Here is a 14166-nt window from a genome sequence, read left to right as displayed (position 1 = left end):
GGCCGCGCCGAGCGCGTGCAGCGGGGCGTCCCGGTAGAGGGCGAGTGCCTCCTCGGGCGTGATCCGGCCGCCCTCGGCGGCACGGTCGAGCACGGGCTGGAGCGGGTGTGTGGACGGGGTCGGTCGGGACATGGTGCCGGCCTTTCCGGGACTGGGGTGGGGTTCTCGGTCGTGCGGGAACGGCGGTGAGCCGCGGGAACGGTCGTCGTACGGACGCGGTCGCTGTACGGACGCGGTCCTCGTACGGGGCCGGCGGGCGCCGGAGGCCGGGGGCCGGGGGCCGCGGCGTCACCCGGCGCCGTCGGCCTCCAGCAGGCGTACGGTCACGTCGGGCGCGAAACCCGCGTCCGCGCCGCCGACCCGGCGGGCGAACTCCGCGATTCCGGCGAGCTGTTCGGCGCCGAGCGAGAAGTCCAGCGCCGACGTGTAGTACTGCTCCAGCGTCGCCGCGTCGAACTCCTCCCACTGCGCGGCCTGTTCGCTCACCTCGGTCACCTCCCGCAGCGACAGGTCCCGGGAGGCCAGCAGATCGGCGTGCACACTGCGGACCAGTTCGGGCTCACGGGCGAGGAAGTCACGGCGCGCGGCGAACACCGCGAACACGAACGGCAGTCCCGTCCAGTCCTTCCACATCCGGCCCAGGTCGTGCACCTGGAGACCGAGCCGCGGAGCCTCGTACAGGGCGGCGCTCAGCGCGACGTCGCCGATGATCACGGCGGCGCTCGCGTCGGCCATCATCGCGCGCAGGTCGGGCGGCCGGACGACGTACTCGGGCCGTACCCCGACCCTTTCCTCCAGCAGCAGCCGGGCGAGCCGCACCGAGGTCCGGCTCGTCGAGCCGAGCGCGATCCGCTCGCCGTCCAGCTGGTCCAGCGGGACCTTGCTGAGGATCAGGCAGGACATCACGTCGCCGTCGCTGCCGACCGCGATGTCGGGCAGCGCGACCAGGTCGTCGGCGTTGCGCAGGAACTCGACCAGGCTGATCGGCCCCATGTCGAGGTCGCCCGCCGCGAGTGCCTGGTTGAGGCCGTCCGGGCTGTCCGTGTGCAGATCCAGGCCCAGCAGGCTGCCGGTACGGGCGAGTCCCCAGAACAGGGGAAGGCAGTTGAGGAACTGGATGTGCCCGACGCGGGGGCGGCGGCGCTTGGCGCGCAGCGCGGGCGACGGTGCTGCGGCGACGAGTTGTTCGGTCATCTCTGGGCGCTCCCGTGACGTTTCTGTCGGGCGGTGCTGCGGGGGTTCGATGCGGAAGGCGGTGCGGGTCTCACGCCCCCGGGACGGCCGCCGCGGCGGTGAAGTGGTCCGTGAGGACGGCGAGGACGTCCGCCGCGCGCTCGGTGAGGTAGAAGTGGCCGCCGGGGAAGACGTGCAGCTCGCTGCCGCCGAGGGTGTGCCCCTCCCAGGCGCGGGCCTCCTCGAGGGAGGTCTTGGGGTCGTCGTCGCCGGTCAGGACGGTCACCGGGCAGCGCACGGTGTCGTCCGGCGCGGCCAGGTAGGTCTCGACGGCCGTGTAGTCGCTGCGGATGGCGGGCAGCACCATGCGCAGCAGTTCCTCGTCGTCCAGGAACCGCGAGTCGGTGCCGCTGAGGGAGCGGATCTCGGCGATCAGCCGGTCGTCGCCGAGGGTGTGGGTGCGTTCGTCACGGGTGCGGGACGGTGCCCGGCGCCCCGACGCGAACAGCCGTACCGGCCCGGTGCCGGACTGCTCCAGACGCCGGGCGGCCTCGAAGGCCACCACCGCGCCCATGCTGTGGCCGAAGAAGGTCAGCGGCTTGTCGTCCCAGCCGTAGAGCGTCTCGGCGATCCGGTCCGCGAGTTCCGCGACCGAGGTCAGCCCGGGCTCGGCGCGCCGGTCCTGCCGTCCGGGGTACTGCACGGCGACCACGTCGACACGGGGGCTGAGGGCCGTGGCGACCGGCAGATAGAAACTGGCGGAGCCGCCGGCGTGCGGGAAGCACACCAGCCGCTCCGGTGCGTCGGGAGCGGGACGGAAACTGCGGATCCACAGATCGTCCCGGGCACTCGCGGGGTTCGCACTCATGAGGCGTGAAGGTCCTTCCAGGGTCCAGGGTCCAGGGGCCGGGACCGAGGTCCGGGGCCGGGGCCGGGGGCGGGGCGGAGACGGTCAGGCGCTCTCCGCGTCCGGTCCCCACACCTCGACGGCGTCCTCGACGCGCCGTACGTGGATGCACTCGCCGGGGCACTCCTTCGCCGAGTCGGTGACGTCCTGGAGCAGCTGGAGCGGCACCCTGGTGCTCGCCCTGGGCTCCTGGAGGAGTTCGTCGTCCTCGTCCTTGACGTAGGCGATGCCGTCGATGTCCAGCTCGAAGACCTCGGGCGCGTACTGGGCGCAGATACCGTCGCCGGTGCACAGGTCGTGGTCGATCCAGACCTCGTAGTCCTGCTCGTCGCTCGTCTGCGGAGACATGTCCACCTGCCTGTCTGCACTGCCGGGTTCGGTCGTGGGGGGGTGAGGGAGAGGAAGAGGCTCTCCCGGACGGGGCTCTCCCGGGCGGGGCTCAGACCCGCATCGGCTGCGGCGCGTCGCGGCGGGCCGGGTCCGGTCCCTCGTACTCGCGGATGATCTCGTAGCGCGTGTTGCGTTCGACCGGGCGGAAGCCGGCCTCGCGGATCAGGTCCAGGAGGTCGTCACGGGTCAGCTTGTTCGGCGTGCCGTAGTTGTCGGCGTCGTGCGTGATCTTGTACTCGACGACCGAGCCGTCCATGTCGTCCGCGCCGAACTGCAGGGCCAGCTGGGCGGTGTGCAGGCCGTGCATCACCCAGAAGACCTTGACGTGCGGCACGTTGTCGAAGAGCAGCCGGGAGACCGCGAAGGTCTTGAGTGCCTCGGCGCCGGTGGCCATGGTCGTCCGCGCCTGGAGCTTGTTGCGGACCTTGCCGTCCTTCATGTCGACGAAGTCGTGCTGGTAGCGGAGCGGGATGAAGACCTGGAACCCGCCGGTCTCGTCCTGGAGTTCACGCAGCCGCAGTACGTGGTCGACGCGGTGGCGGGGTTCCTCGATGTGGCCGTAGAGCATGGTGCACGGGGTCTTGAGACCCTTGCCGTGGGCGAGGCGGTGGATGCGGGACCAGTCCTCCCAGTGGGTGCGGTGGTCCACGATGTGCTGCCGCACCTCCCAGTCGAAGATCTCCGCGCCGCCGCCGGTCAGCGACTCCAGCCCCGCGTCGATGAGTTCGTCGAGGACGTCGGAGGCGGGCAGCCCGGAGATGGTCTCGAAGTGGTGGATCTCGGTCGCCGTGAACGCCTTGATCGACACGTTCGGCAGCGCCTTCTTCAGCTCCCGCAGCGAACGCGGGTAATAGCGCCAGGGCAACGACGGGTGCAGGCCGTTGACCATGTGCAGCTCCGAGAGGTGCTCGTTCTCCATCGCCTTGGCCAGCCGCACGGCCTCCTCGATGCGCATCGTGTAGGCGTCCATCTCGCCCGGCTTGCGCTGGAACGAGCAGTAGGCACACGACGCGGTGCACACGTTGGTCATGTTGAGGTGACGGTTGACGTTGAAGTGCACGACGTCGCCGTTCTTGGCGGTGCGCGCGTGGTGCGCGAGACCGCCGAGCCAGGCGAGGTCGTCCGACTCGTACAACGCGAGACCGTCCTCACGGGACAGCCGCTCACCGGAGTAGACCTTCTCCTCCAGCTCACGCTTGAGCCCAGCGTCCATTACCGGGGAACCTCCTCGGTCAGTGCCTGGCGGCACACGTACATGCGGTGGTGGATGCGGTGGATCCGACGGATGCGGTGGAATTCGGCCGCTTCGGATGAGGCCCCCTCATAGTCGCGGAGGGCAGTCTGGGGAAAACCCCACATCCATCACGGGTTTCCTGGAGGTGCCCCAGCACAGACGAACCGAGCAGCGAACAGAATGAGGCGGGCCGCATGACGTCACCCCTGACCCTGGCGCACTCCTCGTGCCCGAACGACACCTTCGTCTTCCACGCCCTGACGCACGGCCTGCTGCCCGGCGCCCCCGCCACCGACCTGCGGATCGCCGACATCGACATCACCAACGGCCTCGCTCAGCAGGGCGAGTTGGATGTCCTGAAGGTGTCCTACGGCGTGCTGCCGTACGTCCTCGGCGACTACGCCCTGCTGCCCTGCGGCGGCGCGGTCGGCCGCGGTTGCGGGCCCCTCGTCCTCGGCAGGCGGGCCGGCGACCCGGCCACGGCCCTCACCGGCGCCCGGGTCGCCGTACCCAGCACCACCTCCACGGCGTATCTGCTGTTCCGGCTGTGGGCCGCCCGCGCCGTGCCCGGCGGTGTCGGCGAGACCGTCGTCATGCCGTTCCACGAGATCATGCCCGCCGTCCGGGACGGCGCCGTCGACGCCGGACTCGTCATCCACGAGGCCCGCTTCACCTACGGCCACTACGGGCTGCACTGCCTCACCGACCTCGGCGAGGAATGGGAGAAGGACACCGGGCTGCCCATCCCGCTCGGCGCGATCATCGCCCGCCGCAGCCTCGGCGCCGAGCGTCTCACCGCCCTCTCCGCCGCCGTACGGTCCTCCGCGCAGGCCGCCTGGTCCAGCCCCGCCGCCTCCAGGCCGTACGTCCTCGAGCATGCCCAGGAACTGGCGACCGACGTCGTCGACCAGCACATCGACCTGTACGTCAACTCGTTCACCGCGGACCTCGGCGCCGAGGGCCTCGCCGCCGTACGCGCCCTGCTCGACCGCAGCGCGGAACAGGGGCTGCTGCCGGCCGTCCCGGAGGGCGCCCTGGACTTCCCGGGACCCGCCGCCGCGTAGGGCCGGGGCGGGTGGGAGCTCCGGGGCCGGGACGGCAGCACTAGGGGTTCTCTTAGAGCTGGTCGGAGCAGGTCCGGGGCCCGGTACAGCCGTTCACATAATCAGCCCCGGGCACCGCCGCACCGGCGGACCACCTGCACCGGCAAACCGCCGACACCGGCAAACCGCCCGCCACGCGAGCACACCGCACCGCACCGCACCAGCACACACCGCACCACCGCACCGCACACCCGGCGAGAACGACGGGCCCGCTGCCGAAGGGAACCGATCCGTGAGCGACGACACCAACCGCGAGCTCCGCGATTTCCTGAAGCGCGTCACCGCGGACCTCCAGCGCACCCGCACCCGGCTGCGCCAGGTCGAGTCGAGGGCCACCGAACCCGTCGCCGTTGTCTCCATGGCCTGCCGCTACCCCGGCGGCGTACGCACCCCCGAGGACCTGTGGCGGCTCGTCGACACCGGCACCGACGCCGTCTCCGGCTTCCCCGAGGACCGCGGCTGGGACGTGGCGACCCTCTACGACCCCGATCCCGACCGCCCCGGCACCTGCTACACCCGCGAGGGCGGCTTCCTGCACGACGCCGCCGACTTCGACGCCGGCTTCTTCGGCATGTCACCCCGCGAGGCCCTCGCCACCGACCCCCAGCAGCGCCTCCTCCTGGAGGTCGGCTGGGAGGCCATGGAACGCGCCGGACTGCGCCCCGCCGACCTGCGCGGCAGCAACACCGGCGTGTTCGCCGGCGTCATGTACAACGACTACGGCTCCCGCTTCCCCGAGCCGCCCGAGGGCCTCGACGGCTTCATCGGCAACGGCAGCGCCGCCAGCATCGCCTCCGGCCGCCTCTCCTACACCTTCGGCCTCGAAGGACCGGCGATCACCGTCGACACGGCGTGCTCGTCGTCGCTGGTCGCGCTGCACCTGGCGGTCCAGGCACTGCGGGCGGGGGAGTGCGACCTCGCCCTCGCGGGCGGCGTCGCCGTCATGTCGACCCCGGTCACCTTCCTGGAGTTCAGCCGCCAGCGCGGCCTGTCCGCCGACGGCCGCTGCAAGTCCTACGCCGAAGCCGCCGACGGCACCGGCTGGGGCGAGGGCGTCGGCATGGTCCTCCTGGAACGGCTCTCCGACGCACGCCGGGCCGGACACGAGATCCTCGCCGTCATCCGCGGCTCCGCCGTCAACCAGGACGGCGCCAGCAGCGGCCTCACCGCGCCCAACGGCCCCTCCCAGCAGCGCGTCATCCGCGCCGCGCTGGCCGCCGCGGGACTGCGGCCCGGCGACGTCGACGCCGTCGAGGGCCACGGCACCGGCACCAGACTCGGCGACCCCATCGAGGCCCAGGCCCTCCTCGCCACCTACGGCCAGGAACACCCCGCCGACCGGCCCCTGTGGCTCGGCTCCCTCAAGTCCAACATCGGTCACACCCAGGCGGCGGCGGGCGTCGGCGGGATCATCAAGATGGTGATGGCGCTGCGCAACGGCGTCCTGCCCCGCACCCTGCACGTCGACGAGCCGTCCACCACCGTCGACTGGTCCGACGGCAACGTCCGCCTCCTCACCGGCCCCGTCGACTGGCCCGGCACCGCCGACCGGCCCCGCCGCGCCGCCGTCTCCGCCTTCGGGGTCAGCGGGACCAACGCCCACGTCATCGTGGAACAGGCACCGGCCGAGGAGACGGAAGCGAAGCCGGAGCCGGAGCCGGCGGACGGTCCGGGTCTGCCGGTGGCGCCCTGGCTGCTGTACGGGCAGAGCCCCGAGGCGCTGCGGGCGCAGGCCGGTGCGCTGCTCACCCGCCTGGAGAACCACCCGGACGGGAACGGCACCGACGACCACGCCGTCGCCCACGCCCTCGCCACCACCCGGTCCGTCTTCGAACACCGGGCGGTGGTCCTCGGCGCCGACCGCACCGCCCTGCTCCGGGGACTGAAGGCCCTCCGCGACGACGAACCCGCACCGCTCGAGACCGTGACGGGGAAGGCACGGCGGGGCGGGGGCAAGGTCGCGTTCCTGTTCTCCGGTCAGGGGGCGCAGCGGGTGGGTATGGGGCGGGAGTTGTACGAGGCGTATCCGGTGTTCGCGGACGCCTTCGACGAGGTGTGCGCCCGTCTGGACGGTGATCTGAAGGCGGTGGTCTTCGGTACGGACGCCGAGGAGTTGAACCGGACCGGGTGGACGCAGCCCGCGCTGTTCGCGGTCGAGGTCGCGCTGTTCCGTCTGGTCGAGTCCTGGGGTGTGCGGCCGGACTTCCTGGTGGGTCACTCGGTGGGTGAGCTGGCCGCCGCGCACGTGGCCGGGGTGCTGTCGTTGGACGACGCCTGCCGACTGGTGTCGGCGCGTGGCCGTCTGATGCAGGAACTGCCGTCCGGTGGGGCGATGTTCGCCCTGGAGGCCACGGAGGACGAGGTGGTGCCTCTCCTCACGGACGACGTGTCGGTCGCGGCGGTGAACGGTCCGCGTGCGGTGGTCGTCTCCGGTACCGAGGCCGCCGCGCAGGCCGTCGCGACGGAGATCGCCGCTCTCGGCCGCCGCACCACCCGCCTGCGCGTCTCGCACGCCTTCCACTCCCCGCTCATGGACCCGATGCTCGCCGACTTCCGCACCGTCGCCGAGAGCGTGACCTACGGCGAGCCGCGCATCCCGGTCGTGTCGAACGTGACCGGACAGGTGGCGGACGCAGGAGAGTCGGCCTCTCCCGAGTACTGGGTCCGCCACGTCCGCGAGGCCGTGCGGTTCGCCGACGGAGTCAGGACGCTCCAGGAACGCGGTGTCCGCCGCTTCCTGGAACTCGGCCCCGACGCCACCCTCACCGCGCTCGCCCAGTCCTGCGTCACCGAGGACGAGAACACCCTCCTCGCCCCCGTCCTCCGCAAGAACCGCCCCGAGCCGGTCACCGTGCTCGCCGCGATCGCCGCGCTGCACACGCGGGGTGTCGCCGTCGACTGGCCGGCCGTGATCCCGGCCGACCCGCGTCCGCCGTTCCCGCTGCCCACGTACGCGTTCCAGCGCCGCCGCCACTGGCTCGACCCGGTGCCCCGGGACACCTCGGCCGCCGAGCCGGGCGACGACCTCTTCGGCGTCGTATGGACGCCGCCCGAGGAACCGGCGGCGCTGCCGGCCGCCCCCGAAGTGACGCTCGTGGACTCCCTGGACGACCTGGACCGCCTCCCGGTGCCCTCCGGCGGCCCGCTGCCCGGGATCGTCGCCCTGCCCGTCCGCACCGCCCGTGGCACGACCGCCGAAGCCGTCCACGAGGCCACCGCGACCGCGCTCACCCAGCTCCGGACCTGGCTGGCGGACGACCGCCGCACCGGATCCCGCCTGCTGTTCCTCACCCGCGGAGCCGTCGCGGCGGCCGACGGCGAGACGGTCACCGACCTGCCCGCCGCCGCCGTACGCGGCCTGGTCCGCTCCGCCCAGGCGGAGAACCCCGGCCGCTTCCTGCTCCTGGACACCGACACGCCGGACACCGCGGCTCTCGCCGAGGCCCTCCGCCACGACGAACCCGACCTCGCCCTCCGCGCCGGCCGCGTCCTGGTCCCCCGCCTGACCCGCACCCCCACCGCACCCCCGGCGGACGCGTCCCCGGCACTGTCCTTCGACCCCCACCGCACGGTCCTGGTCACCGGAGGCACCGGAACCGTCGGCGCGGCCACCGCCCGCCACCTGGTCGCCCAGCACGGCGTACGGCATCTCCTGCTGACCGGACGGCGCGGCCCCGACGCCCCCGGCGCCCGCGAACTCGTCGCGGAACTCACCGAGTCCGGGGCGCAGGTCACCGTGGCCGCCTGCGACGCCGCCGACCGGGACGCCCTCGCCGCGCTCCTCGCGGCCGTCCCGCACGACCACCCGCTCGGCGCCGTCGTCCACGCCGCCGGAGTCCTCGACGACGGCGTCGTCACCGCCCTCACCCCCGAGCGCCTCGGCACCGTACTGCGCCCCAAGGCGGACGCCGCCGTCAACCTGCACGAACTCACCGCGGATCTCGACCTGTCGGCGTTCGTCCTGTACTCCTCGGCCGCCGCCGCACTGGGCGGCCCCGGCCAGGGCAACTACGTCGCCGCCAACTCCTTCCTCGACGCCTACGCCGCCCACCTCCGCCACCTGGGCCGCCCCGCCCTCGCCGTCGGCTGGGGCCTGTGGGCCGAGGACAGCGCCATGACCGGTGGCCTCGGCACCTCCCGGCGCGACCGTATCGACCGCAGCGGTATCGGCGCCCTGCCCACCGAGCGGGCCCTCGCTCTCCTGGACCGCTGCCTGGCCGGGCCAGCGGCCACGACCCCGCTGCCCCTGCGGATCGACCTGCCCGCGCTGCGCCGCAACGCCGCCGGACTGCCCCCGCTCCTGCGGTCCCTGACCGGCCCCGCCACCCCCGCGCGCCGCGACCGGGACCGGGCCGATGACACGACGAGCGCCCCGGACGCAGGCGCCGCACTGGCCGCCCTGCCGGAGGGACAACGGCAGAGGGCGGTGCTCTCCCTGGTCCGTACGACGGTCGCGGGCGTCCTCGGCCACGACACCGAGACCGCCGTCGACCCCGACCGCCCCTTCACGGAACTGGGCTTCGACTCGCTCACCGCGCTCGAACTCCGCAACGCCCTCACCCGCGCGACCGGCCTGGCCCTCCCCGCGACCCTGATCTTCGACCACCCCAGCCCGGCCGCCGTCACCGACGCGATCCTGGCCGGACTGACCCCGCCGGGAGAGACGGCCACCACGGACGAACAGCACGTCACCCGAACGGAGCCGGCGGACGACCCCATCGCGGTCATCGGCATCGGCTGCCACTTCCCCGGCGGGGTGGAGAGCCCCGGGGACCTGTGGGAGATGCTCCTCAGGGGCGAGGACGGCATCACCGACTTCCCCGCCGACCGAGGCTGGGACGTCGCCGCCCTCTACGACCCCGACCGCGAGGCACGGCGACCGGGCACGACGTACACGCACCGGGGCGGGTTCCTGAAGGACGCCGGATCGTTCGACGCGGACTTCTTCGGTGTCTCGCCGCGCGAGGCGCTCGCGATGGACCCGCAGCAGCGGCTGCTGCTGGAGACGTCGTGGGAGGCGGTCGAGCGGGCCGGTATCGACCCGAGATCACTGCGCGGCTCCCGGACCGGAGTGTTCACCGGCACCAACGGCCAGGACTACGTCCACATCCTCAACACCGCCGACACCGACACCGAGGGCTACCTCGGCACCGGCAACGCGGCCAGCGTCGTCTCCGGCCGCGTCGCCTACGTCCTCGGCCTGGAGGGCCCCGCGGTGACGGTCGACACGGCCTGCTCGGCGTCCCTCGTCGCCCTGCACTGGGCCGGCCGCTCGCTCACCGCCGGGGAGTGCTCGATGGCCCTGGTCGGCGGGGTGACCGTGATGTCGACCCCGGCCGCCTTCGTCGAATTCAGCAAACAGGGCGGCCTCGCGGCGGACGGCCACTGCAAGGCGTTCGCGGAGGGTGCGGACGGGACGGGGTGGGGTGAGGGTGTCGGGGTGCTGCTGGTGGAGCGCCTGTCGGACGCGCGGCGTAATGGTCATCCGGTGCTGGCGGTGGTCCGCGGCTCGGCGGTCAATCAGGACGGCGCGTCCAACGGTCTCACCGCCCCCAACGGCCCCTCGCAGCAGCGGGTGATCCGGGCGGCGCTGGCCAACGCGGGTGTGTCGGCGGCTGATGTGGATGTGGTGGAGGCGCACGGTACGGGGACGGCGCTGGGCGACCCGATCGAGGCGCAGGCGCTGCTGGCGACGTACGGGCAGGACCGTGATGCGGGGCGGCCGTTGTGGCTGGGCTCGGTGAAGTCGAACATCGGGCACACGCAGGCCGCGGCGGGTGTGGTGGGTGTGATCAAGATGGTGGAGGCGCTGCGCCACGGGGTGCTGCCCGCGACGCTGCATGTGGACGAGCCGTCGTCGCACGTGGACTGGGGGGCGGGCGAGGTCCGGTTGCTGACCGGGGCGGTGGACTGGCCCGACACCGGCGGACGTCCGCGCCGCGCGGGGGTCTCGGCCTTCGGGTTCAGCGGGACGAACGCCCATGTGGTGCTCGAGGCCGCCCCCGACGCGCCGGTGGCGGCCGCTTCGGGGACGCTTCCCGCCGTGCCGTGGGTGGTGTCGGCACGGAGCGGGGCCGCACTGCGGGCGCAGGCCGAGCGGCTGCTCGCCCATGTCGCGGACCGGCCCGAACTGGACACGGCCGAGGTGGCGTGGTCGCTGGTCGAGGGGCGATCGGTCTTCGAACACCGTGCGGTGGTGCGGGGCGCGGACCGGGAGGAACTGCTCGCGGGGCTGGCCGCGGTGGCGGAGGGCGCGGGCACGCACGCGGAGGAAGGCAAGGTGGCCTTCCTGTTCTCGGGGCAGGGGGCGCAGCGGGTGGGTATGGGGCGGGAGTTGTACGAGGCGTATCCGGTGTTCGCGGAGGCTTTCGACGCCGTGTGCGCGCGGGTGGAGGGTGATTTGAAGGCGGTGGTCTTCGGTACGGATGCGGAGGAGTTGAACCGGACGGGGTGGACGCAGCCCGCGCTGTTCGCGGTCGAGGTGGCGCTGTTCCGGCTTGTCGAGTCGTGGGGCGTGCGGCCGGACTTCCTGGTGGGGCACTCGGTGGGTGAGCTGGCCGCCGCGCACGTCGCCGGGGTGTTGTCCCTGGACGACGCGTGCCGTCTCGTCTCGGCCCGTGGCCGGCTGATGCAGGAACTCCCGTCGGGCGGGGCGATGTTCGCCCTGGAGGCGACGGAGGACGAGGTGGTGCCTCTCCTCACGGACGATGTGTCGGTCGCGGCGGTGAACGGTCCGCGTGCGGTGGTCGTCTCCGGTACCGAGGCCGCCGCGGAGGCCGTCGCGGCGGAGATCGCCGCTCTCGGGCGTCGTACGACCCGCCTGCGCGTCTCGCACGCTTTCCACTCGCCGTTGATGGAGCCGATGCTGGCGGAGTTCCGCGCGGTGGCGGAGAGCGTGACCTACGGTGAGCCGGGCATCGCGGTCGTGTCGAACGTGACCGGACAGGTTTCTGCCGCAGGGGAGTTGGCGTCTCCGGAGTACTGGGTGCGGCATGTCCGTGACGCGGTCCACTTCGCCGACGGGATACGCACCCTGGAGGACCGGGGAGTCACCCGCTTCCTGGAACTCGGCCCCGACGGCACCCTCACCGCCCTCGCCGCCTCCACCGTCACCGACAGCGGGAACACCCTCCTCGTCCCGACGCTCCGCAAGGACCGCCCCGAGCCCGGGACGGTCGTGGCCGCGCTGGCGAGGGTGTTCGAACACGGCGTGCCCGTGGACTGGCGTGCCGTCCTGACCGGCACCGGAGCCGGTGTTCGAGCCCGGCAAGTCGACTTGCCGACCTACGCGTTCCAGCGCGAGCGCTACTGGCCCGAGCCCGCCCAGGGTGCCGCCGAACGCGCCCGCGTCGACGGCTGGCGCTACCGGGTCACCTGGGAGCCGATGCCCGCACCGGTCTCCACCGAACCGGCGGTACCGGGCCGCTGGATCCTCCTCCAGCCCTCCGGCACCGACGGCGACGCGCTGGCCGGCATCGAGGAATTCGTCCCCGGCGTCGACCGCTTCACCTGCCCGGCCGGCGCACTGGACCGGCGTTCGCTCACGCGGGTTCTGATCCAGGCGGCGGAGTGCGGCCTGATCGACGGCGTGCTGGCGTCTCCGGGCCCCGCCGGGGACGTACGGGCGACGACGGCACTCGTCCAGGCGATGGGCGACGCGGACCTGACCGCGCCCCTGTGGGTGATGACCAGTGGAGCCGTGGTGACCGGAGCACCGGGCGAGGAACCGGCCGTCGACCCGTCGCAGGCCGCGGTCTGGGGCCTCGGCCGGGTCGCCGCGCTGGAGTACCCGGACCGCTGGGGCGGCCTGGTGGACGTACCGGCCGTGAAGGCGTCCGAGCCCGCCGACCGGGACACCCTGGCCGGGATCGCGGCGGCCCTGCTCTCCGGGGAGGACCAGATCGCCGTACGCGGCGGCCCCGGCGCCTCCCCGCTCGTACGCCGCCTCGCCCCCGCACCCTCCGTCTCCGCCCCGGCCACGACGTGGACCCCGCGCGGCAGGGTCCTGGTGACCGGCGGCACGGGCGCCATCGGCGGACACCTCGCCCGCTGGCTGGTACGGCGCGGCGCCCGCGACCTCGTCCTGACCGGCCGACGCGGCCCGGACGCACCCGGCGCCGCCGAACTCGCGGCCGAGCTGCGGGCGGCGGGCGCCGAAGTCGCCGTAGAGGCATGCGACATGGCGGACCGGTCCGCGGTCGAGGCACTCCTGGAGCGCTACGCGTACGACATCGACGCCGTCTTCCACGCGGCGGGCCGGGGCGACGCGCTGCCGCTCGCCGAGGCGGACGACCGGCACCTCGACGACCTCCGGGGCGCGAAGGCGGCCGGTGCCGAACACCTCGACGCCCTGCTGGGCGACCGGGACCTCTCCGCCTTCGTCGTCTTCTCCTCGATCGCCGGAGTGTGGGGCAGCGGAGTCCAGTCCGCGTACGCCGCGGCGAACGCGCAGCTCGACGCCCTGGTGGAGGACCGCAGGGCCCGCGGCCTGACCGGTACGGCCGTCGCCTGGGGTCCGTGGGGCGGGGGCGGCATGGTGACCGACGCGGGTGCCGCCGACCTGGCCCGCCTGGGCCTGCGCGTCATGGACCCCGACCGGGCACTGAGCGCGCTCGGCCGGGCCCTGGACGTGGGCGACGGGACGGTCGTCGTGGCGGACGTCGAGTGGGAGAGGTTCCTGCCCACGTTCACCAGCCGCCGCCCGAGCCCGCTGCTGTCCGCGCTCGCCGCGCTCGCGGAGCCGGCCGGACCGGCGACGCGCAGGACCCCGGAGGACGGTGCGGGGGCGGCCGGGGAACTGCGCACCCGGCTGGCGGGACTCTCCGCCGCCGACCGCACGCTGGCCCTGCGGGACCTGGTACGCGACCGCGCCGCCGCGGTGCTCGGCCGGGCGAACGGCGAGAGCGTGGCGCCCGCGCAGGCGTTCCGCGACATCGGCTTCGACTCCCTGACCGCCGTGGAACTGCGCAACCGGCTCAACCAGGACACCGGCCTGCGCCTGCCCAGCACCCTCGTCTACGACTACCCGACCCCAGGCCACCTGGCCGAGCTGCTCGACGCCGAACTCTTCCCCGACACCGCGGAGTCGACTGCCGTGGCCGACGCGGACGAGGCGGCGGTGCGCAGAAGGCTGGCGACCGTCCCCCTGACGCGGCTGAAGGAGAGCGGTCTGCTGACGGCGCTGCTGGCCCTGACCGAGCCGGAGCAGCCGTCCGAGCCGCTCCCCGGGGACGGCTCCGCCGACCTGATCGAGGCCATGGACATCGACGACCTCGTCCAACTGGCCCTGGGCGAGGCGGCGCACTGACGGCCTACCGCTTCACGCCGCCCTGCCTCGTCCCGCGAAGCACCTGCCGTAG

The 14166-nt window shown here is 73.4% G+C and carries 6 protein-coding genes and 1 pseudogene; 2 read left to right on the top strand and 5 right to left on the bottom strand.

The features are described 5' to 3' along the window. The 5 genes and pseudogenes from ABZ862_RS32125 to mqnE form a co-directional block, all read right to left on the bottom strand. A pseudogene (locus ABZ862_RS32125) lies at nt 1-132 on the bottom strand (dehypoxanthine futalosine cyclase); the annotation flags it as partial. Between the two features lie 156 nt (nt 133-288). Continuing rightward, nucleotides 289-1194, bottom strand: coding sequence for a menaquinone biosynthesis protein (locus tag ABZ862_RS32120; RefSeq protein ID WP_360965889.1), 906 nt, complete (start codon nt 1192-1194; stop codon nt 289-291). Nucleotides 1195-1264: 70 nt separating this feature from the next. Next, nucleotides 1265-2041: an alpha/beta fold hydrolase gene (locus tag ABZ862_RS32115; protein ID WP_360965886.1), complete on the bottom strand. Its 777-nt coding sequence runs from the start codon at nt 2039-2041 to the stop codon at nt 1265-1267. Between the two features lie 84 nt (nt 2042-2125). After that, complete coding sequence (locus ABZ862_RS32110; protein WP_360965883.1) at nt 2126-2428, bottom strand: ferredoxin; 303 nt, start codon at nt 2426-2428, stop codon at nt 2126-2128. Nucleotides 2429-2519: 91 nt separating this feature from the next. Next, nucleotides 2520-3683: an aminofutalosine synthase MqnE gene (mqnE, locus tag ABZ862_RS32105; RefSeq protein WP_360965880.1), complete on the bottom strand. Its 1164-nt coding sequence runs from the start codon at nt 3681-3683 to the stop codon at nt 2520-2522. A gap of 215 nt (nt 3684-3898) precedes the next feature. Between mqnE and ABZ862_RS32100 the strand changes: the two genes are divergently transcribed. Then, nucleotides 3899-4768 carry a 1,4-dihydroxy-6-naphthoate synthase gene (locus tag ABZ862_RS32100; protein WP_360965878.1) on the top strand — a complete coding sequence of 290 codons (870 nt, stop codon included), beginning with the start codon at nt 3899-3901 and terminating at the stop codon, nt 4766-4768. A gap of 271 nt (nt 4769-5039) precedes the next feature. After that, nucleotides 5040-14114 (top strand): type I polyketide synthase, encoded by a 9075-nt coding sequence (locus ABZ862_RS32095; protein WP_360965875.1) that lies wholly within the window; start codon nt 5040-5042, stop codon nt 14112-14114. Nucleotides 14115-14166: the final 52 nt, after the last annotated feature.

Source organism: Streptomyces sp. NPDC047000 (assembly GCF_040644295.1).
Lineage (GTDB): Bacteria > Actinomycetota > Actinomycetes > Streptomycetales > Streptomycetaceae > Streptomyces.
Note: the sequence above shows the minus strand (reverse complement) of the source record. Positions and strands in the feature narration are given on the sequence as shown.

Excerpts from the sequence above, each read along its gene's own strand:
- ABZ862_RS32120 (WP_360965889.1), bottom strand. The coding sequence starts at position 1,194 with ATGACCGAACAACTCGTCGCCGCAGCACCGTCGCCCGCGCTGCGCGCC.
- ABZ862_RS32115 (WP_360965886.1), bottom strand. The coding sequence starts at position 2,041 with ATGAGTGCGAACCCCGCGAGTGCCCGGGACGATCTGTGGATCCGCAGT.
- ABZ862_RS32110 (WP_360965883.1), bottom strand. The coding sequence starts at position 2,428 with ATGTCTCCGCAGACGAGCGACGAGCAGGACTACGAGGTCTGGATCGAC.
- mqnE (WP_360965880.1), bottom strand. The coding sequence starts at position 3,683 with ATGGACGCTGGGCTCAAGCGTGAGCTGGAGGAGAAGGTCTACTCCGGT.
- ABZ862_RS32100 (WP_360965878.1), top strand. The coding sequence starts at position 3,899 with ATGACGTCACCCCTGACCCTGGCGCACTCCTCGTGCCCGAACGACACC.